At 41.9% G+C, this 21095-nt stretch carries 16 protein-coding genes; 4 read left to right on the top strand and 12 right to left on the bottom strand.

All coding sequences use genetic code 11. The annotated features are described in order from the left end of the window. Together L1267_RS14470 and L1267_RS14465 are read right to left on the bottom strand one after the other, a co-directional pair. Window positions 1–2604, bottom strand: coding sequence for a DUF2339 domain-containing protein (locus L1267_RS14470; protein WP_235383253.1), 2604 nt, complete (start codon window positions 2602–2604; stop codon window positions 1–3). 105 nt (window positions 2605–2709) lie between these two features. Further along, entirely contained in the window at window positions 2710–4071 is a 1362-nt protein-coding gene (locus tag L1267_RS14465) for a hypothetical protein (RefSeq protein WP_235383252.1), read from the bottom strand. A 340-nt stretch (window positions 4072–4411) separates the two neighbouring features. Here L1267_RS14465 and purU point away from each other — a divergent pair, with 340 nt between their 5' ends. Then, entirely contained in the window at window positions 4412–5242 is an 831-nt protein-coding gene (gene purU / locus L1267_RS14460; protein WP_055021009.1) for a formyltetrahydrofolate deformylase, read from the top strand. Between the two features lie 52 nt (window positions 5243–5294). On the opposite strand, the gene L1267_RS14455 is transcribed toward purU, so the two are convergent. Both L1267_RS14455 and acs read right to left on the bottom strand, forming a co-directional pair. Next, complete coding sequence (locus tag L1267_RS14455) at window positions 5295–5945, bottom strand: response regulator transcription factor (RefSeq protein ID WP_135926004.1); 651 nt, start codon at window positions 5943–5945, stop codon at window positions 5295–5297. Between the two features lie 96 nt (window positions 5946–6041). Beyond that, the gene (gene acs, locus L1267_RS14450) at window positions 6042–7982 is read right to left on the bottom strand and encodes an acetate--CoA ligase (protein ID WP_235383251.1); all 1941 of its coding nucleotides are present in this window, start codon (window positions 7980–7982) and stop codon (window positions 6042–6044) included. A 282-nt stretch (window positions 7983–8264) separates the two neighbouring features. Between acs and L1267_RS14445 the strand changes: the two genes are divergently transcribed. Further along, window positions 8265–9431 carry a DcaP family trimeric outer membrane transporter gene (locus tag L1267_RS14445; protein WP_135926006.1) on the top strand — a complete coding sequence of 389 codons (1167 nt, stop codon included), beginning with the start codon at window positions 8265–8267 and terminating at the stop codon, window positions 9429–9431. Window positions 9432–9611: 180 nt separating this feature from the next. Then, entirely contained in the window at window positions 9612–11735 is a 2124-nt protein-coding gene (locus L1267_RS14440) for a TonB-dependent siderophore receptor (protein ID WP_235383250.1), read from the top strand. Window positions 11736–12200: 465 nt separating this feature from the next. Here L1267_RS14440 and recA read toward each other — a convergent pair whose 3' ends face one another. Beyond that, window positions 12201–13247, bottom strand: coding sequence for a recombinase RecA (gene recA / locus L1267_RS14435; RefSeq protein WP_135926008.1), 1047 nt, complete (start codon window positions 13245–13247; stop codon window positions 12201–12203). A gap of 58 nt (window positions 13248–13305) precedes the next feature. Then, entirely contained in the window at window positions 13306–13803 is a 498-nt protein-coding gene (locus L1267_RS14430; RefSeq protein WP_235383249.1) for a CinA family protein, read from the bottom strand. A 21-nt stretch (window positions 13804–13824) separates the two neighbouring features. Between L1267_RS14430 and mutS the strand changes: the two genes are divergently transcribed. After that, window positions 13825–16398, top strand: a complete 2574-nt coding sequence (gene mutS / locus L1267_RS14425; RefSeq protein ID WP_235383248.1) for a DNA mismatch repair protein MutS — start codon at window positions 13825–13827, stop codon at window positions 16396–16398. A 95-nt stretch (window positions 16399–16493) separates the two neighbouring features. On the opposite strand, the gene rpoS is transcribed toward mutS, so the two are convergent. From rpoS to truD, 6 genes are all read right to left on the bottom strand, one after another. Then, window positions 16494–17477 carry an RNA polymerase sigma factor RpoS gene (rpoS, locus tag L1267_RS14420; protein WP_135926011.1) on the bottom strand — a complete coding sequence of 328 codons (984 nt, stop codon included), beginning with the start codon at window positions 17475–17477 and terminating at the stop codon, window positions 16494–16496. A gap of 60 nt (window positions 17478–17537) precedes the next feature. Beyond that, the gene (locus L1267_RS14415) at window positions 17538–18362 is read right to left on the bottom strand and encodes a peptidoglycan DD-metalloendopeptidase family protein (RefSeq protein ID WP_138558393.1); all 825 of its coding nucleotides are present in this window, start codon (window positions 18360–18362) and stop codon (window positions 17538–17540) included. Window positions 18363–18403: 41 nt separating this feature from the next. Then, entirely contained in the window at window positions 18404–18982 is a 579-nt protein-coding gene (locus L1267_RS14410) for a YqaA family protein (protein WP_135926013.1), read from the bottom strand. A gap of 11 nt (window positions 18983–18993) precedes the next feature. Further along, window positions 18994–19632 carry a protein-L-isoaspartate(D-aspartate) O-methyltransferase gene (locus L1267_RS14405; protein WP_135926014.1) on the bottom strand — a complete coding sequence of 213 codons (639 nt, stop codon included), beginning with the start codon at window positions 19630–19632 and terminating at the stop codon, window positions 18994–18996. After that, window positions 19622–20386, bottom strand: a complete 765-nt coding sequence (gene surE / locus L1267_RS14400) for a 5'/3'-nucleotidase SurE (protein WP_135926015.1) — start codon at window positions 20384–20386, stop codon at window positions 19622–19624. The genes L1267_RS14405 and surE overlap by 11 nt, the downstream gene beginning before the upstream one ends. Next, window positions 20387–21095: tRNA pseudouridine(13) synthase TruD (gene truD / locus L1267_RS14395; RefSeq protein WP_235383247.1), on the bottom strand; the 709-nt coding region annotated here is incomplete at its 5' end. It lies immediately after the preceding gene.

Raw genomic sequence — 21095 nt, 5'->3', positions numbered from 1 at the left:
TTAAGGCAAAGCAGTAGGCTTTGCCTTAAATTTTTGGAACAACCAACTAAGTGCAACTAACGACAAGCCTAAGCCGATAAACGAAATAGCACGTAATAATCCGGTTAAGTTTGCCATATCTATCAGAAACACTTTTAACACCACCAGCGCTAATAAACCAAGGCCTAGCTTTTGTAAAACCGTAATAGTTTTTAACTGCCCCGCCACGACCACCAAAGCACCAATAATAAGCCAAACTAAAGAGTAGCTATACAGCTCTGCATCTGAGGTCGGTAAAGCAAGATTTATATACTCCCCTTGCCAGTTGTGGCGAATTTCCGCATTGATATATAAAACACTCATCACACCTGCAAATGCACTAAAAAACTTATGCAAAAAGCGCTGAGATTTTGTCAGCTGGCTTGCCCAAATTGCAATTATGGCTGGAACTAACCAAAGTAATAGTAGCCAATTAATAATCGGCCAACTGCCAATATTTATCGGCTCAAAAAACGGATTTACAGCGGTAAAGCTTTTCAGAACTAACAATCCGCTTAATGCTAATAACGCAAAACCTGCCACTTGATAGAGCTTAGCTAATTGCGCAGTAAAACGTGAACGCATCAGGTAAACACAGCCCAATATGCCCCAGTTACAGGTTAATAAAATATGCTCATACACAGACAAGTTCTCAAAATCAGGATAGTGCCCCACTAACTGATAGCTCGTCTCTGTGGTAACGAATAAAGCGATACAATGAAGCGTAGCACCTTCTAGCCACACCCGAACAGATTGCTGCTGCCAGTGTCTTGCTGCCAAGTAAAATAAGCAAGCAGACACAGGGTAAACAACTAAACTCCAGTGCACACCAAGTAATAGCGCATCACTGTAATCAGCTGACCAAGGTGCAAAACTTAACCTAACAAGTAAAGCACCAACTAAACCTTTTAGCGGCCAAGTCGGAATACTGAGTGCATGTTTATTGACATAAAAACTGATCAACAACACTTGCGCAGCGAGTGCCAAGGTTAAGCTACTCCCTTCAAGAAGCATGGTTAACGCCAAACTAATATTGGCATTACCGCCAAGCCAGTAACTAAATACCTGCATTGGATTCGTGCTATTAATTGATAACTTAAATAACCAAGAAGACAGTGCCAGTAATACAAAGCACCAAACCGGGTATGCCGTCATTAAGGCATGATCAGGAGTGATGACATATAAGCAACTAATAATCACAAAGCCTGAAAGTGAAGCGAGTAAGGTAAAGCCAAAGCGTTTAGGGTATTTACGACCAAACAAAAAACCATAACCAGCAAACAAAGCAATAAAAAACAGCCCTGCTCCGTAATTTTGTCTAAAAACAAAAAGCTGCTCAGAGTAATCAACAGTATTGTATTGCCCTGTTAGCAAACACACCACACTCACTACAGCAATTATCAGCCAGTGATCCCATGCACTGTTTTTTAATACCAAAAACAACAGTAAAGCCACTAACGACAACATACTAAGCTGCCAAGTAAGCAGATCATTATGGCTAATGAGTAAAAGATAAAGTGGCATGACAACTGCTAATAACAGAGGGTTGTCGGGCAGTTGTTTCAGAAGTGTTTTAAAGCGGTGTGGGCGGTATTCAACTTGTTTAATACTTAGCCCTAAACGTGGAATCGCAATTAACAATACAATGCTAAACAGCGCATAAAGGTTAATAAACCAGTGTAGGTTTTTAGTTGCACTCATTGCAACTAAGCAATACCAGCCTAAATGCCCCGCCCATAACAAATACCACAGCCAATGCCGTTTTACGTAATGTGCGACTAGCGAAGCTGATACACTGACAAAAGCAACATAAGTAAGGAGTGCAATAAAGTCATTACTCCCAGTATCTACCCATAAAGGCACACTGTAAGCGCCAATAATACCAATTACAGCCAGCACGGGGCCAAAACGTAATGCCATCCAGCTTGCAGCCAAAGAAACCAAGGTTAAAATGCTAAATGCTGGTAAGGCTTGTAGTAAGCCGTAATGACTGTAGGCCAGCAAGGTCAATGCAAACAAACTAATAAAGCCGCCACTTGCCAGCGCCGCGGGAATATAGTTGCTAAATCCTTCAAAGGTAATACCTTTACGATGTAAAACCTCAGCTGTAACAATTAAACTCAGGCCAAAAATAGCGCCAAGTATGAGTCGCATGGTTTCGGATAATAAACCGGCTTCAAGTGAATAGCGGGCCAAAAAGATACCACCAAAGGCAAGTGCAACCGCTCCTACCCAAGTTAGCCAATTGGCTTTGATTTGTGTAACTAGTTGGCTAACTAGCGGATTAAAAGTTGCAGGCTTGGGTTTCGTTTGCTGTGGCTTTTTAGCCATTGCCTCAGTTGGCTTATTGATGGCTTCAGGCTTTGGTTCTCGTTTTGAAGTGTCGGTCAGAGCTTCGTTTAAATTATCAAACGAATTTACAATAGTTGCTTGTGGATTATGGATATAGGTCGCGTTAAGTTCTACTCGAAGAGCAGCTACTTCACGCTTCAAACTAGAGAGTTGAAAAAAGGCAATAATGCCAGCAATTGAGCCACCTACAACAACTAGTGCTAGTAATACTAGTAACGCAATACCGTCGTCCATACTCACTCCATGTGTACGCTTTAAACAAAAAAGCAAAAACCTTAATTGTTTATATAATAAACACTTAGCAAGAGTAAAGAAACAACGATATTGCGTTCAAGCCAATTAAGACAGCTCAGTCACCGTTCGCTCTAAGGTCATTTTGTAACCTGAATCAGTGGTTTCATCATGTTCAATCACCAAGATATAGTTACCTTCTTCGGTAAAATCCATGTCGCTTTGTTGCAATAGCACAATCTGCTGGCCGTTGTCTTCAAACACCACATAGGTTGTATAAACTTCGTTATCAACCACCTGCTCTTTTTGGTCGTATTGATCTAAACCTTCAACGACATTACTAGTATCATCAACGGTTTCACCATTGAGAGTGAAATACACATCGACTTCGTCAATCTGTTGCCCTGCATAGTTATCAATTAAATTAACCACAGTAACTGTGTGGCTATAGCTGCTAGGTGTTAGGTTTTCTTCAATGGTCATCATACGAGGGCCGTAGTCTTTGTCATTGTAGAATAGACCAACCGCACTTTGCTCACGCTCTAATGTCATTAAGAAGTTATCAACAATCTTGTCGCCAGCCTCATCTAACATGGCTACGCTGTAACTATTTGGTGACATACTCATGTATTCAGAGTAACTATCGTTGCTTACAACTTCGGTATTGGTAGACGTTGTTCCTCTGGTTACTTTAAATTGGGTTTGTGTGTAATCATCAATAGTATTAATAAATCGCAACTGGCCTTGTGCGTCTTGGTGGTTTAGTTGAGTCACCGAGCTACTTGCCGTCACTACATCAAGGGTAATGCCGTCTTCTTCTGTTGCATAACTTGGGCGGATCATCGCCATGTAAGTTGCTTCATCATTAAAATACAATTTTGGTGATTCAAAAATCACATCAGTGCTACCACTGGCAGTGACATAAATAGTGTAATAACCCTCCTCAAGCGTAGATAGTTCTGGCTCTACCAGGTACTGCGAAGTCATCAGTAACTCTGCGGTATCAAATAACCCGTCATCAGTAGCAATGTAAACGTCGTAAATATTGTCTTCGCCGACGATATTAAAAAAGCCAACATTAAACTCATCTTCATCGCTTGAAGATGGCACACTTAGCTCAGTAAATGTTGGCTCAGCAAAATCACCATTCATTACTAGCAACTGGGTTTGATCGTCTTTAATTTTAATGGTTTCTTCATCAATAGTGATATAGCTATCGTTGACATCAACATACTGAAAACTCAGCTCATACTCACCCGAGCTGTAATTATGGCGGGTTGATACATCACCAAAATCTGCGCCCGAACGTTCAGTGTCATCAACAAATAAACGTGTATAGGGGCTATTATAAGAGCCATTGTACAGTTGCACATAGCCGCTGTTGCTATTACTGCTGTCGTCACTAGAACAGGCAGCCAGCACCGAAAGCAAACTTGTGGCAACAATTGTTTTAAGCAGAGTACTTTTCATGGAGTTTATTCCTTATTGTTTGTAATAATCTACTTTGACTCAACTAAAGCAATAAAATTCTATGTTTTACAAACGATTACCTTCACTTACAGTTGCTTACGTTAAGGTTAAAAAGTGTAGAAAAAGGTATAGAAAGGCACTCAATTAATCATAATTATGGACAGAAAATCACATTTATAGTGAAAGCAGCTTACTTTTACACGAAAAGTAAATAATGATTACATTTTGTAACGTTAGACAATGAAGTCAGATAAATTATTAGATAGTTCAATTTGCGCTATGCAGCGCTAAAAAATTAGCAAATAATGAGGCTCACACAAACGGGATTAGAATGAGGACTATGAACACGATTTTAACCACACAATGCGATGATGATGTTGGTCTAATTGCCAAGATCACCGGTCTTTGTCATCAGCATAATTTAAACATTACACGTAATAACGAATTTGTAGATAAAGACGCTAAACGCTTTTTTATGCGTACAGAGTTAAGCGGCGTTATTTCAGATGATTTTTTACCAAGCCTTGCTGAGCTACTTCCTGATGGCGCAGAGCTTGCGCTGCATAGCAGTGAAAAAACCAAAGTGGTATTGCTTGCCACCAAAGAAGCACATTGTTTAGGTGGTGTATTACTTAAGCAATTCGAAAAAGCATTAAACATCGAAGTACTGGCTGTGATAGCCAACTATGCAGATTTAGCGCCACTGGCTGCAGGCTTTGGCGTGCCGTTTCATGTAGTATCGCACGAAGGTTTAAGCCGTGCTGAGCATGATCAACAAGTCGGTGATTTAATTGCCAGCTATCAGCCTGACATTATCGGCCTTGCTAAATATATGCGTATTTTAAGCCCTGAATTTGTGGCGCGCTTTGAAGGTAAGATTATTAATATTCACCATTCGTTTTTGCCTGCCTTTATTGGTGCAAAGCCTTACCATCAGGCATTTGAGCGCGGTGTAAAAATAATTGGTGCGACCGCTCACTTTGTTAATAATGAGCTTGATGAAGGGCCAATTATTCTACAAGATGTGACACATGTTAGCCATGCGGATACCGCTGAGATGATGGCAAAAATGGGGAAAGATGTTGAGAAAACGGTGTTTTGCAAAGCGCTGCAACTCGCGTCTGAACATAAACTGTTTATCAATGGAAATCGAACCGTGGTGTTCGCTTAAGCAATAAAATGAAGAGGCTGTATGGCCTCTTTATTGTTGTTATTATCTTTTGTTATGCCGACTCAATAGGCTCTAGTTGTAATTTAGAGGCAATTAATACCGCTTGAGTACGGTTATACACACCTAGCTTTCTAAAAATTGCTGTAATGTGTGCTTTCACTGTCGCTTCAGAAATATGTAACTCGTAAGCAATCTGTTTGTTTAACAAGCCTTCGTGTAAGTATTGTAAAACTTTATATTGCTGTGGCGTAAGCGATGCGACTTGAGCGGCAATTTCTTTATCTTCGCCATCAACATCAGAGACTTTATCTTTTAATTCTGATGGTAGCCACACATCACCCTCAAGAATGTGGTTGATTGCCATGGCAATATCATCTGACGATGATGATTTTGGAATGAATCCCATTGCACCATAGGCCATTACTTTAGAGACAACGTTAATATCTTCGCTGCCAGAAACAACAGCAATTGGTAAGCTAGGATAATCTTCGCGAATGCGAATAAGGCCGTATAAATCGCCATTGCCTGGCATGTGAAGGTCTAGTAGTAAGATATCAAGATCTTCTTGTTCGTTTAACACCTGTAAAGTGGTCTCAAAGTTTTCCGATTCAAACACTTCTAAATCAGCGAACTTAGCACTTAATGCCCCTTTCAGCGCTTCACGAAATAACGGATGATCGTCCGCTATTAAAAACTGACTCATGGTTCACTCCTAATAAATTCGGCTGACACCTATTTCTAAGTGACAGCCGATATACTACGTTTAGAATCAACTTCTAATCAAGTTTTTAACGTGATTTTAACGATTTAATCGGTTTTCGATTAGTTCATCTACCACACTTGGATCGGCAAGAGTTGATGTATCACCTAGCTGTTGATGCTCATTTGCCGCAATTTTACGTAAAATTCGACGCATGATCTTACCAGAACGTGTTTTCGGTAGACCCGGAGACCATTGGATCATATCTGGTGAAGCAATTGGGCTTAGTTCTTTACGAACCCAGTTACGCACTTCTTTTGTTAGTTCATCGCTGACTACAACACCCTCATTTGGTGTGATGTAAACATAAATGCCCTGACCCTTAATGTCATGCGGATAACCAACTACAGCAGCTTCTGCTACAGCTTCGTGAGCAACCAATGCACTTTCAATTTCTGCCGTACCTAGGCGGTGGCCTGATACATTAAGTACATCGTCCACACGGCCAGTGATCCAGTAGTAACCATCTTCATCACGGCGACAACCATCACCTGTGAAGTACACACCAGGGTAAGCTGAGAAATAGGTTTGTTCAAAGCGTTCATGGTCACCATAAACTGTACGAGCTTGTGACGGCCAGCTATCTAAAATAACAAGGTTGCCATCAACTGCACCTTCTAATGTATTACCTTCAGCATCAAAAAGTGCCGGTGCAATACCAAAGAAAGGACGAGTTGCTGAACCTGGTTTCATATCTGTCGCACCTGGTAACGGTGTGATCATGATGCCACCAGTTTCTGTTTGCCACCACGTATCTACAATTGGGCAGTTTTCGTTACCAATGTGCTCGTAATACCAAGCCCACGCTTCAGGGTTAATCGGCTCACCCACTGAACCCATGATACGTAAACTTTTACGTGTTGAGGTAGCTGTTGGCTCATCACCTTTCGCCATTAAAGCACGGATAGCTGTTGGTGCAGTGTAAAGGATAGTCACGTTGTGCTTATCAATCACTTCACCCATACGACCAGCCGTTGGATACGTTGGTACACCTTCAAAAACCACTTGCGTACAGCCGTTTACTAATGGGCCATAGGCAATGTAGCTGTGACCTGTGATCCAGCCCACATCAGCGCTACACCAGAAGATATCGTCTTCTTTTAAGTCAAACACGTATTCATGTGTCATTGATGCATAAACGAGGTAACCACCGGTAGTATGAACCACCCCTTTTGGTTGACCTGTTGAGCCAGAGGTATAAAGAATGAAAAGCGGATCTTCTGCATTCATTGGCTCTGGTTCACACTCAGCAGGTAGGTCAGCGACAAGTTCATGCCACCAAATATCGTGGCTATTCCACTCAACTTCGCCACCGGTTAACTGATGCACAATAACGTGTTCAACCGTAGTTACTGAGTCTTGTGATACCGCTTCATCAACATTTGCTTTAAGTGGTACACAGTTGCCAGCACGGCGACCTTCGTCTGAAGTAATTACCACTTTAGCGCCTGAGTCATTAATTCGGTCAGCAATCGCTGATGGAGAGAAACCACCAAATACCACAGAATGAATCGCACCAATACGCGCACATGCTTGCATAGCGTAAATAGCTTGCGGTGTCATAGGCATGTAAATAGCAACGCGATCACCTTTTGATACGCCTAACTTTTTAAGGCCATTTGCCAATTTTGCTACTTCGTCGTGAAGTTGTTGGTAGCTGATATTTTCGCTGTGTTCAGGGTTGTCACCTTCCCAAATAAGGGCTGTTTTATCTGCTTTAGTAGCAAGGTGGCGGTCAATACAGTTATATGAAGCGTTAAGTTGGCCGTCTTCATACCAGCGGATGCTGATGTGGCCTTTGTCGAATGAGGTGTTCTTTACTTTATTATAAGGAGTTGACCAATCAAGGCGTTTACCGTGCTCTCGCCAAAATCCTTCAGGGTCATCGATAGATTGCTTATACATTGTATTATATTTATCGTTATCAACTAATGCTGCATTCTTGATATGCGCTGGTACTGGATAGATACTTTCTGACATTGTTGTCGTCTCCATTTTAATTACTTGCCTTCGGCCTGCCTCAAGGATCACTCAGCAAAGCCCCTGAAAGTATTAGACCTTAGTTGTATATCTTGTCATTTCACAAAAAACTTCGAAATCGCCTTCTATAATCTAGTCCAATGTTCGCAGGTAAGCGATTTTGAGTCGATTACCACCTTAGTCTAATAGACCAATAGATAATTGAGAGAAGTCATTTCTTAAACAACAGTGATACAACAACATTAATGCAATCAACAAGTAGCTTCGACAGGAATACACATTATGACAACAACAAAAGTAACCGCATTAAAAACACTGACAGCTTCGGCTGTTTTATGTGCACTTGCAGGTACCGCTAACGCTGCAACCATTGGTAACACCGACGTTTCTTATGGTGGCTATGTAAAACTAGATGCGATGTGGAGTGATTACTCTGCAGGTGTACCAGCCGGTGGCAGCATTGGCCGTGACTTCTATGTCCCAAGTACAACACCCGTGGGCGCAGACAGCGACAGTGATGCTGTCTTTGATATGCATGCTCGCCAGTCTCGATTTAGCCTAGGCACAGCAACTAAATTAGATGATGGGAAAACAATTAAAACCAAAATAGAAATCGATTTCCTTGCTTCTGCACCAGGTGGAAATGAGCGTGTTACAAACTCTTATGCACCGCGTATACGCCAAGCATTTGTAACTTATGATGGATGGTTATTTGGTCAAGCTTGGTCAAACTTCCAAAACGTTGGTGCCCTTCCTGAAACCTTAGACTTTGTTGGCCCAGCAGAAGGTACTGTGTTTGCTCGCCAAGCACAAATTCGCTATACAACAGGTAACTGGTCATTCTCTGTTGAAAACCCTGAAAGCACAGTCACTGTAGGTGGTGCTCGTGTGGCGACTGATGATGCTTCAATGCCTGACTTTACAGCACGTTATGCCCATAAGGCTGATTGGGGTGAGCTTGTTGTAACAGGTCTGGCACGCCAGCTTACTTATAAACAAAATGGCATTGATGCGGATACATCATCGTTTGGTATCAGCGCATCAGGTAAAGTAAATTTTGGTGAAAATAATCTTAAATTTATGCTTACACAAGGCTCTGGTTTAGGCCGCTATGTTGGTTTAAATGTTGCTCATGGTGCAGTACTTGATGGCGATGATCTAGATGCGATTGATTCAACATCTGGCTTTATTGCTTATCAACAAAACTGGAGCAGCCAATGGCGCTCAACCTTCCTGTATTCATTCTTCTCTGCTGATAACAATACCGACTTATTAGCTATGTCCATAGACCCAACAAAGACAAGCCAAAGCTTTAGCGCTAACCTATTGTATTCACCAGTTAAAAAATTGACTTTTGGGGTTGAATTCAAACATGCAGAACGTGAGCTTGAAAGTGGCACTGATGGCGATATGGATCGTCTGCAATTTTCTGCAAAATACGTGTTTTAAAGTTAAAAGTTTTACTTCCTGAAGCGGCTTCGGCCGCTTTTTTTTATCAAGCGTTTAGATTCTCCTGCGTTGCATTTTTAAAAACATTTCAAGCCCTACAAAAACTTAATTGCAAATCGTTCTCATTTAGTTTAGATTACGCGTTAATTTCATTATTAATTGAACTAATTGGAACTTTGCATGTCATCAACAAAATTTTTGCGCTTATCGCAGTTAAGCCTAGTGACCTCAGCACTACTTAGTGGACACGCTTTAGCTGAACAACAAAAAGAAGAACAAGCTATTGAAAAAATAGCTGTTTATGGCCAGCATCATAAAAATTACATCACCGAAGAAGCACAGTCAGCAACTAAGTTAGGACTAACAATTAAAGAAACACCACAGTCAATCTCTGTTGTTTCACGTGCATTAATGGATGATTTCTCCCTCGATAACCTAAATGCCGTATTAGAAAGCACCCCTGGTGTGACTGTTGAACAAATCGAAACTGACCGTACTTATTTTAAAGCCCGTGGTTTTGAGATCACTAACTTCCAAGTTAATGGCATGGGTATGCCACAAGATAACGGTTCAATCCAAGGTACTCTAGATACCTCTATTTTTGATAGTGTTGAAATTGTACGTGGTGCCAACGGTTTAATGACAGGTGCTGGTAACCCATCTGCAACCGTCAACATGGTTCTAAAGCGCCCTACTTACCAAACACAAGTAAATGCATCTGTATCGTATGGTTCATGGGATAACAAACGTCTAGAGCTTGATGCATCAACTGCTATCAACGAAAACCATGCAGTGCGTGCTGTATTCACCAAGCACAAAACAGAGTCATACCTTGACCGTTACGAGCAAGATAAAACAATTTATTACCTAGCCTACGAAGGTCAGCTTACTGATAGCACAGTTGTAACTGCTAACTATGTAAATCAAAAGAAAGATGCCGACAGCCCACTTTGGGGCGCGCTACCGCTTTATTATAGCGATGGTACAGCAACAAACTTTGATACCTCAACCAGCACAGCGTCTGATTGGTCATACTGGAATAACACAACAGAGCAGTTGTTTTTATCAATTGAGCAAGCAATTACCAATACTTGGTTCTTAAAAGCAAGCTACGCACACTTAGAAAATGAGCAAGACTCAGAACTTTTCTATGTTTACGGTACCCCAGACAGAGAAACAGGTCTTGGCTTAACAGGTTACGCAAGTGAATATGACCACAAAGATAAGCACGACATTTTAGATATTTACGCAACGGGTAAATTTGATTTATTTGGTATGGAACATGACCTATCTTTTGGCGTAAACCAAGCAGATATAGATTACAAAGATAAATCACTCTATGACTACACGACTGGTAATGGTTTCCCTGCAATGCCGGAGCTAGGTGGGTGGAATGGTGTTGCGCCAGTGCCAACACTTACTGATGGTTTAACAGGTGCTGATATCACCAGCCGTCAACGTTCTGCGTATATTTCAACACGTATCCGTGCCACAGATGCTTTCAGTATTTTAGCTGGTGTAAGCCAAGTAAACTGGGAAACTGAAGGTGCCTCTTACGGCGTTGCAAAAGACAAAGATAGCGACCAAACTGTGCCTTACTTCGGTGCTGTGTATGATATCAACGAAAACTTCTCAACTTACGCAAGCTACACAGAAACCTTCGTACCGCAAACAGAGCGTGACATCAATGGTGATTACTTAGATCCAATCACAGGTAAAAGCAGCGAAGTTGGTGTGAAAGCACAGCTACTTGATGACGACTTATTTGTAACAGTTGCTTACTTTGACGCTAAACAAGTTGGCCTTGCTGTTGCTATCCCTGATTCATTACCTGATGACACTCGCTACTATGGCGCAGATGGCATTAACAGCGACGGTATTGAAGTAGAACTTAGTGGTCAAATCAACGAAACACTAAGTGCAAGCTTCAGCTACAGTAATCTAAACATTGATGGTGATGAGTTAGTCAAAGACTACACACCTGAAAACCAGTTCAAACTTGCTGTAACTCATAAAGTGCCTGAGATTGATGGTTTAACCTTTGGCTTAAACTATCGTTGGCAAGACGACACAAAGCGCGTACAAGTGCGTGATGCGGCAACAAATGCTGCACTTATCACCACAACGCAAGATGCGTACGGCCTATTAAACCTAATGGCAACGTACGATATTAATGACAATATGAGCGTTAACTTGAACGTTAATAACGTGACCAACGAAAAGTACATCCACAGTCTTTTCTGGGCTCAAGGTTATTACGGCGCACCGCGTAACTACTCAGTGTCTTTCAACTGGCAGCTTTAAGCTTGAGCTTGAGCTAGAAGCTGTAAGTTTTAAGCTTTAAGCACATGAAAAGCCGCATTATATGCGGCTTTTTCATGTAATAGTTGCAAGAGTAAAGTTAGCAAGGGGAAAGTTACAGGAACTATCGAGTGTTCTGACAGCTTCAATCGACACGAAACCATTGAGTACCACCAACAATTTAGTGATTAAACGCGATATAAAATCGCTGCTACAAACTACCGCCTGCTCCTGTAACTGCGGTTTACCCCGCGTCAAAACGCTTTACTCTCGCTAACTTTACTCTCGTTTACTCTTGCCAACTTTCCCCTTTCTAACTTTCCCCTTTCTAACTTTCCCCTTGCTAACTTTCCCCTTGCTAACTTTCCCCTTCTAACTTTCACCCATAAAAAAACCGCTAACTGTGTAGCGGTCTTTTTTGTGTTAAGTGCGGGTCAAATCACGCTTAACTGTACTCTTTAGTGGTGTTTATAGCTCGTCTTCAGCTATTAGGCCTGCATCTTCACCATCTTCTGGTTGTACAGTTGCCTGTAGTAATAGCATCTCACGTAACTTACCTTCGATCTCATCTGCGATCTCTGGGTTGTCTTTTAAGAACTTAATTGAGTTTGCCTTACCTTGACCAACTTTATTGCCATTGTAGCTGTACCAAGCACCTGATTTTTCAACAATCTTATGCTTAACACCTAAGTCGATTAGCTCACCTTGCTTAGAAATACCTTCACCATACATGATGATAAATTCAGCTTGTTTAAACGGCGGCGCAACCTTGTTCTTAACAACTTTCACGCGGGTTTCGTTACCAACAACCTCGTCGCCTTCTTTTACTGAACCAATACGACGAATATCAATACGTACTGAAGCGTAGAATTTAAGCGCGTTACCACCGGTTGTTGTTTCTGGGTTACCAAACATAACACCAATTTTCATACGGATTTGGTTGATGAAAATACACAGCGTATTTGAACGCTTGATGTTACCTGTAAGCTTACGTAGTGCTTGTGACATTAAGCGAGCTTGTAGGCCCATGTGTGAATCACCCATGTCGCCTTCGATTTCAGCTTTAGGTGTTAAAGCAGCTACCGAGTCGACAATCACAACATCAACAGCACTTGAACGAACTAACATGTCACAAATTTCTAATGCTTGCTCACCAGTATCTGGTTGAGAAACAAGTAATTCGTCAATGTTTACACCCAGTTTTTGAGCGTATACAGGATCCAGAGCGTGCTCAGCATCTACGAATGCACAGGTTTTACCTTGCTTTTGAGCTTCAGCGATAACTTGTAAAGTAAGCGTTGTTTTACCTGATGATTCAGGACCATACACTTCAACAATACGGCCCGTAGGTAAACCACCAATACCTAATGCGATATCGATACCTAGTGAACCTGTTGAGATAGCTTCAATGTCTAGGGCTTTGTTGTCGCCCAGTTTCATAATTGAGCCTTTACCAAATTGACGCTCAATTTGTGATAAAGCAGCATCTAAGGCTTTTTGTTTGTTATCGTTCATTCTGTTCTCCAAATCCGGCTAATGCAGACAGTATACTGTATGAAATCACAGTATCAAGCTAATTTTCTGATTTTATCAATTCAATTACAATTTTTAATGAATAAACAATAGCTTGCAATCTAACTTCAGCTCTATCTCCTGAGAAAACCTGTTCGCTTGGGTAGTTTTTTCCGGCAAAATGAATACAAAACCATACCAGCCCTACAGGTTTATCCAGTGTTCCACCACCGGGGCCTGCAATCCCTGAGATAGCAATTGCAATATCTGCGTTTGCAGCTTTTGCAGCACCCGATGCCATTTCAAGCACGGTTTGCTCACTGACAGCACCAAAATTGTTTAATGTTTGCTCACTAACACCTATTAATTGCTGTTTTGCTTGATTGCTATAAGTAACAAACGCACGGTCAATATAATTCGAACTGCCGGGGGTATCAGTTAACGCATAACTAACGCCACCACCAGTGCATGATTCTGCGGTAGTGATCCATAAGCGTTTATCCGTTAAAATAGCTCCTAATTTCGCAGCAAGTGTTTTAATCTCTTGATGTAATTCCATATTCAGCCTTTGGGTAAATACATGTCGTTTGATCTTTATGCACCGCACACTATAAAACAACAAACCCCTATGATGCAGCAGTATCTAAAAATAAAAGCCGAGCATCGGGATATTTTATTGTTTTATCGTATGGGCGATTTTTACGAACTTTTCTTTGATGACGCTAAACGTGCAGCGCAACTTCTTGATATTTCTCAAACTCATCGCGGTAAAGCCGGTGGTGATCCAATACCAATGGCAGGTGTGCCTTATCATGCCGTTGAAAACTACCTAGCTCGCCTTGTACAAATGGGTGAATCCGTAGCTATTTGCGAGCAAATTGGCGACCCCGCCACCAGCAAAGGCCCTGTGGAACGTAAAGTTGTGCGTATTGTTACCCCTGGCACAATTTCTGACGAAGCGTTACTACAAGAGCGCCAAGACAACCTTCTGACCAGTGTTTGGCAAAACAAGCAAGGCTTATATGGAGTTGCCTATCTTGATATAAACTCTGGTCGATTCAATGTATTAGAAGTTAATACTGATGAAGCATTTAGCTCAACATTACAGCGTTTAGCACCGGCAGAGCTACTTTATAGTGACACCTTTGCAAATGTGCACTTAATTGAGCACATTAAAGGTGCACGTCGTCGCCCAGAATGGGAATTCGATCTAGATACTGCGCAGCATTTACTGTGCGACCAATTTGGCACTAAAGATTTGGTTGGTTTTGGTGTAGACAAAGCACATGCCGCTTTAGTGGCTGCGGGCTGTTTAATGCAATACGTAAAAGATACGCAGCGCATTGCCCTGCCGCATATTCGTGCCATTACCCTTGAGCAAAACGAACATGCAGTGATCTTAGATGCAGCAACCCGTAAAAACCTTGAACTTACAGTTAACTTATCAGGCGGTTACGAAAATACCCTTGCGCAAGTACTTGATAAAACTGCGACAGCGATGGGTTCACGCTTATTAAAACGCCGTATTCATACACCGGTGCGCAGTAAAACAGAGCTCAACTCTCGACTCAACGCTATTAGCGCCATTATTGATGCGCAATTATGTGGTGAACTGCAAGAGTCGTTAAAACAAATTGGTGACATTGAACGTGTCATTGCCCGTTTAGCACTTTGTACCGCAAGACCGCGTGATTTAACGCGCCTGCGTAGTGCACTGCAAGCACTAGCACCACTACACGAATTACTGACGGATGCTAATGACCCGCGTATTAGCCAAATCATTGCTCAGTCGCAACAGTTACCTGAACTACAAGATTTACTCGAACGAGCTGTAATCGAAACCCCACCAGTACTTATTCGTGATGGTGGCGTTATTGCACCGGGCTATAATAGTGAGCTTGATGAATGGCGTGCACTAAGCCAAGGTGCAACCGATATTCTTGAAAAGCTTGAAGAGCGTGAGCGAGAGCGCACTGGCATTAGCACTTTAAAAATTGGCTACAACAAAGTGCATGGCTTTTTTATTGAAGTAAGCCGCGCCAATTCTCATTTAGTGCCTGCAGATTATATTCGTCGCCAAACGCTAAAAAACAATGAGCGTTATATTATCCCCGAGCTAAAAGAGCATGAAGATAAGGTACTCGGTAGCCAATCAAAAGCACTTGCGCTTGAAAAACAGCTTTACGAGCAACTGTTCGAATTTATTGCTCCGCACATTGAACAGTTACAAACTATGGCTGCCGTACTGGCTGATTTAGATGTTTTAAACAATTTGGCAGAACGAGCACAAGCGCTTAATTATGCTAAGCCAACACTGTGCGATAACGATAACATCAGTATTAAACAAGGTCGCCACCCGGTGGTTGAACAGGTAATGAAAGACCCGTTTATTGCCAACCCAGTGGAGCTTAATAACGACCGTAAAATGTTGATTATCACAGGCCCAAATATGGGTGGTAAATCAACCTATATGCGTCAAACTGCACTTATCGTGCTAATGGCACACATTGGCTCTTATGTACCTGCAGATAGTGCTGAAATCGGAAATATTGACCGTATCTTTACACGTATTGGGGCAAGCGATGATTTAGCATCAGGGCGTTCAACCTTCATGGTTGAGATGACAGAAACGGCAACTATTTTAAATAACGCCACAGCACAATCACTGGTGCTAATGGATGAAATTGGTCGCGGTACTTCGACCTATGATGGTTTATCGCTAGCCTATGCAACAGCTGACTATTTAGCTTCAAAAATTGCCGCTAAAACCTTATTTGCAACTCACTATTTTGAGTTAACAGAGCTGGCCGAGCAAAAAACAGGGTTGGTAAATGTGCATTTAGATGCCATTGAGCATAACGACACAATTGCCTTTATGCATACTGTGCTTGAAGGCGCAGCAAGCAAAAGCTTTGGACTACAAGTTGCTGCCTTGGCCGGTGTTCCAAAAGCGGTGATCCAACAAGCCAAACAAAAGCTAAAAATGCTCGAAAACCACCAACCTGTCACGGCCCCCATTGAGCAGCAACAACAAACATTAAGTTTTGATGATGAACCGTCTGAGCTTGAATTAACCTTAAAACAGCTTGATCCAGACAGCCTAACGCCAAGACAAGCACACCAACTACTGTATCAATTAAAAGATTTACTGTAGGTATAACATAGATATAAAAAAAGCTGACGCAATGTCAGCTTTTTTGTGTGTTCTAGACCCTAAAGCCTATGTATTGTTGTCTAATTTGCTATATATCAGGTGAATTGGTCAAATAAGCTATCAGTGCTTAAACCTTCATGTTGCAATATGTCTTTTAAGCGACGTAATGCTTCCACCTGAATTTGTCTTACACGCTCACGTGTTAAGCCAATTTCACGACCAACATCTTCTAAAGTTGATGGCTCATAACCGAGTAAACCAAAACGTCGAGCGAGTACTTCGCGTTGTTTAGGGTTTAACTCACCTAACCAATCAACAATGTGTTTGTTAATGTCGTTATTTTGTACTTCTCCCTCAGGACCAGAGCCTTTTTCATCGGCTATGATATCAAGCAGAGCTTTATCGTTTTCACCACCAATAGGAGTGTCAACTGAAGTTATCTTTTCATTTAAACGCAGCATTTTAGTCACGTCTTCAACCGGCTTATCTAAGCACTCTGCAATTTCTTCTGCGGTTGGTTCGTGGTCTAACTTCTGGGTTAGTTCACGAGCAGTTCTTAAATACACATTTAGTTCTTTAACTACGTGAATTGGTAAACGAATTGTACGTGTTTGGTTCATGATGGCGCGTTCGATGGTTTGACGGATCCACCATGTTGCATAGGTTGAAAAGCGAAAACCACGTTCTGGGTCAAATTTTTCAACAGCTCGGATAAGGCCTAGATTACCTTCTTCAATAAGGTCAAGTAGTGCAAGGCCACGATTGTTATAACGGCGGGCAATTTTCACTACTAGACGTAAATTACTTTCAATCATTCGCTTGCGAGAGGCTTCACAGCCTTTCAATGCTTTGCGAGCAAAAAATACTTCTTCTTCTGCACTTAACAGTGGAGAAAAACCAATTTCACCTAAATACAGCTGGGTTGCATCTAAGTTTTTAGCAACTTCGTCTTTTGCAAATATATCTTCTTCGTTATCAACTTCTTCTAATAATTCAGAAGCATCATCTTCGACTACCGTGTCATCAAATTTATCGTCAATCGCGTCAGTTGTTTTCTCTAGTTTTGCTGTGTGACCCATAAGCGTCCTCCCGAGCAAATATGTGATTGAGCTAAATCACTTTTATCAATACCCTAATGGCTAAGGTAGATACTTAGCAGGATTGACTGCTTGACCCCGATAACGAATTTCAAATCTCAAAGCCGTAACCGAAGAGTCTGAACTGCCCATTTCTGCTATTTTCTGCCCTGCCTTTACTTCCTGTTTTTCCTTTACAAGCAACGTTGAATTATGCGCGTAAGCACTTAGGTAATCATCATTATGTTTCAAAATAATTAAATTACCGTAACCTCGCAACGCGTTACCCGCGTATACCACAGTTCCGTGTGCAGCAGCTAAAACAGAAGCCCCCTCTTTGTTAGTGATCTGTAACCCTTTAAAGCCGTTTTCTTTATTTGAAAAGCGTCGCGTGACCTTGCCCTTAGCCGGCCAGCTCCATACAACTTTAGAATTAGAATTACCGTTTTTGTCACTAATTATTTTGTTGGCTTGTTTCTGAACATACTCTCGTTGTTTTGGCTGATCAAGCTCTTTCTTTAATTTTTTGTTATTTTTTTGTGTGGAAAAAGTAGACTTTTTACTCGAATTCGTATATTTTTTCGCCTTTTTGTGTTTTTGTTCCTGCTTTGTAATCAAGATACGTTGGCCGGGAAAGATAGTGTAAGGTGCTGGAATATTGTTTATTTTTGCGAGGGTTCGAAAATCTCGTTGAGAACTAAAGGCAATTGAATATAAAGTATCACCCTTTTTCACTGTGTATTTTGAGCCTGTGATATTTACTTTGCGCGTCGTCGGCTTTACATGATTATCTAAACTACTGACCGGAGCGGGTGCTTCGCGAGACGTACAGCCAAAGAGCAAAATACTAGTAAACAAAGTAACATAGACTGTTATCTGCCTGCTCATCGTAAAATGCTCCTTATCGTACTAACTAATGGTTTTATGGCTTATCGTAGTAAAAAGTACGCAACCACCACTAAAACAACCAATCCCCAGCCAAGGGCTTCAACATATTGACGTAATTTTTGCTCCATTTTAACTCCACCCCATTTCATTAGTGCCGAAACAAGAAAGAAACGTGCCCCACGACCAACAGCAGAAGCAAGTAAAAATGGCAAAAATGCCATCTGCATTAGACCTGCGCCTATGGTAAATACCTTATAGGGGATAGGCGAAAATCCAGCTAAGAAAACCACCCAAACACCGTAATTTTCAAACCAGCTTAAGGCTGTATCAAATTTAGCTTGCCAACCCATTTGCGCAATAAGAGGTTCAACAACTGGTTCGAATAACCAAAAGCCAAGTAAATAACCTAAAATACCACCAATCACTGAAGCAATGGTGGTAAAGCTGGCAAAGCGCCATGCTTTATCTGGCTGTGCAAGCGACATCGGTGCTAGCATGACATCAGGCGGCACCGGAAAAAAAACAGATTCAGCAAAACTCATCCCTGCTAAATAACGCTCAGCATGTCGGTGTTTAGCCCATACAAGCGCCATATCATATAACTTAGTAAACAACTTCAAAGTATTAGGTCCTATTCAATATCACCAGGCACCAAAGGTACAAATCTCACTGGTGCAACTTTATGTTCTGTAAATGTGTCGCCATTTCTAACAACCATCATTAATTGCTGATCTTGCTCACCAATGGGTGCAATCATCACGCCACCATCAGCAAGTTGTTCAAGTAATCCGTGCGGCATTGTTGCTGCCGCAGCAGTGACAATGATCCCCTCAAAGGGCGCTTGTGACTGCCATCCTTGCCAGCCATCGCCATGCTTCATGGTGACATTGTATAAATCAAGCTTATGTAAGCGGCGTTTCGCTTGCCACTGTAGTGCTTTAATGCGCTCAACTGAGCACACTTTGGTGAAGGTTTTAGCTAAAATCGCTGTTTGGTAGCCAGACCCAGTGCCTATCTCAAGCACTTTATCGCGAACCCCAGCTAAACGAAGTAACTCTGTCATACGTGCAACAATGTAAGGCTGCGAAATAGTTTGCCCTTGACCAATTGGTAATGCGGTATTTTGATAGGCTTTATGCTGTAAAACATCATCAACAAAGATATGGCGAGGCGTTGTTGCTATTGCCTCTAGCACGACACTGTCTTCGACACCCTCGCGCTTTAATAATTCAGCTAATGCAAGTGCACTGCGATTATAATTAGTCAGCACCGTTAATCTCCATATTTGCTAACCAGCTATCAACGGCTTGTAGGCTTTCTTTAGCCGTCATATCAACACTAAGTGGTGTGACTGATGCGTAGCCATTATTAATGGCATAAAAATCAGTGCCTTCCCCTGCATCACTTTCAGCACCCAAGGTACCATACCAGTATATATCGCGGCCCCATGGATCTTGCTGTTTAGTCATGGTTTCGGCTTTATGGCGTGCTCCTAAGCGTGTTACTTTCACGCCTTTTAATTCAACAAGTGGCACGTCAGGTACGTTTAGATTGATAATTTGATCTTTTGGTAACGGGTGCGAAGCTAATTCTTTAATGATACTCACAGCAACAGCGGCGGCGGTTTCAAAATGATTCCCTTCTTTAGAACACAAAGATACGGCGATAGCCGGAAGCCCTAAATGGCGGCCCTCGGTTGCAGCAGCAACAGTGCCTGAATACAAAGTATCATCACCTAGGTTGGCACCATGATTAATGCCTGCAACCACAAGATCCGGCTGCTCATCCATTAACTCATTGACACCAAGGTGCACACAATCAGTTGGCGTGCCATTAATGGAAATAAAACCATTTTCTAAGGTTGTTGCACGCAGTGGATTCATTAAGGTCAATGAATTACTTGCACCACTGCAATTACGATCAGGTGCAACAAGTGTCACATCAGCAATTTGGGTCAGGGCTTGATATAAAACTGCGATCCCTTTTGCATTTACACCATCATCATTACTTAATAAAATTTTCATCTACGCATCCTTTTGTTTTTGTTCTTTTGGGCTGGCATCTTGATAGTCCACCAGCTCACGCAACAAGGCTGTGGCAAAACACCCTTTTGGTAACCCAAAGCTCAGCTTTAATGTTGTCTCGTCTAGGGTTTCAACCGCTAATGAATCTGGGATCAAGCGTAACATTCTACGCTCGTTTTTAAGACCAAGTTCGCTAAGGCCAGCTATCCAAGACTGATAAGGTTCGAGCCACGTTTTTTCGGCCTCGGTAAGGCCTTTTTCACCTTTACCAACCATAGGGGCCGACATCACGATATCGCCAGACGCTAAGCGGGCAATATTATCGTCGCTAATGTTATCTTCAAAAAAGGCATTGCTGCCACTTAACATAAATACTTCGCGGTGCATGGTTTTCGCAAGGCCATGTTCAGCAACGCGCAAGCTCACAATTTCATTAAACACATAAGAGCGCGCTGCAGAGATCACTAAACCTCGTAATTTTTTGTCGCGAATACGCTCTCCGGCAAACATGCGTTTTGCCATTTCAAGGTTGTGCCCACCATGACCAAAGCGTTGTTCACCAAAGTAATTAGGTACACCGGCACGCACCGCGTTAATACGGCATAAAATATCCAGTGGTTCAGTCACATTACGTAAAGTGATGGTGAAGCGGTTGCCTTTATGGCAGCCGGTTCTGAGTTTGCGATTGTGGCGCTGTTGCGAAATAACA

Source organism: Pseudoalteromonas sp. OFAV1, from assembly GCF_021532595.1.
Lineage (GTDB): Bacteria > Pseudomonadota > Gammaproteobacteria > Enterobacterales > Alteromonadaceae > Pseudoalteromonas > Pseudoalteromonas lipolytica_C.
This window is presented reverse-complemented; position numbering and strand designations above follow the sequence as displayed.

Excerpts from the sequence above, each read along its gene's own strand:
- L1267_RS14470 (WP_235383253.1), bottom strand. The coding sequence starts at position 2,604 with ATGGACGACGGTATTGCGTTACTAGTATTACTAGCACTAGTTGTTGTA.
- L1267_RS14465 (WP_235383252.1), bottom strand. The coding sequence starts at position 4,071 with ATGAAAAGTACTCTGCTTAAAACAATTGTTGCCACAAGTTTGCTTTCG.
- purU (WP_055021009.1), top strand. The coding sequence starts at position 4,412 with ATGAACACGATTTTAACCACACAATGCGATGATGATGTTGGTCTAATT.
- L1267_RS14455 (WP_135926004.1), bottom strand. The coding sequence starts at position 5,945 with ATGAGTCAGTTTTTAATAGCGGACGATCATCCGTTATTTCGTGAAGCG.
- acs (WP_235383251.1), bottom strand. The coding sequence starts at position 7,982 with ATGTCAGAAAGTATCTATCCAGTACCAGCGCATATCAAGAATGCAGCA.
- L1267_RS14445 (WP_135926006.1), top strand. The coding sequence starts at position 8,265 with ATGACAACAACAAAAGTAACCGCATTAAAAACACTGACAGCTTCGGCT.
- L1267_RS14440 (WP_235383250.1), top strand. The coding sequence starts at position 9,612 with ATGTCATCAACAAAATTTTTGCGCTTATCGCAGTTAAGCCTAGTGACC.
- recA (WP_135926008.1), bottom strand. The coding sequence starts at position 13,247 with ATGAACGATAACAAACAAAAAGCCTTAGATGCTGCTTTATCACAAATT.
- L1267_RS14430 (WP_235383249.1), bottom strand. The coding sequence starts at position 13,803 with ATGGAATTACATCAAGAGATTAAAACACTTGCTGCGAAATTAGGAGCT.
- mutS (WP_235383248.1), top strand. The coding sequence starts at position 13,825 with ATGTCGTTTGATCTTTATGCACCGCACACTATAAAACAACAAACCCCT.
- rpoS (WP_135926011.1), bottom strand. The coding sequence starts at position 17,477 with ATGGGTCACACAGCAAAACTAGAGAAAACAACTGACGCGATTGACGAT.
- L1267_RS14415 (WP_138558393.1), bottom strand. The coding sequence starts at position 18,362 with ATGAGCAGGCAGATAACAGTCTATGTTACTTTGTTTACTAGTATTTTG.
- surE (WP_135926015.1), bottom strand. The coding sequence starts at position 20,386 with ATGAAAATTTTATTAAGTAATGATGATGGTGTAAATGCAAAAGGGATC.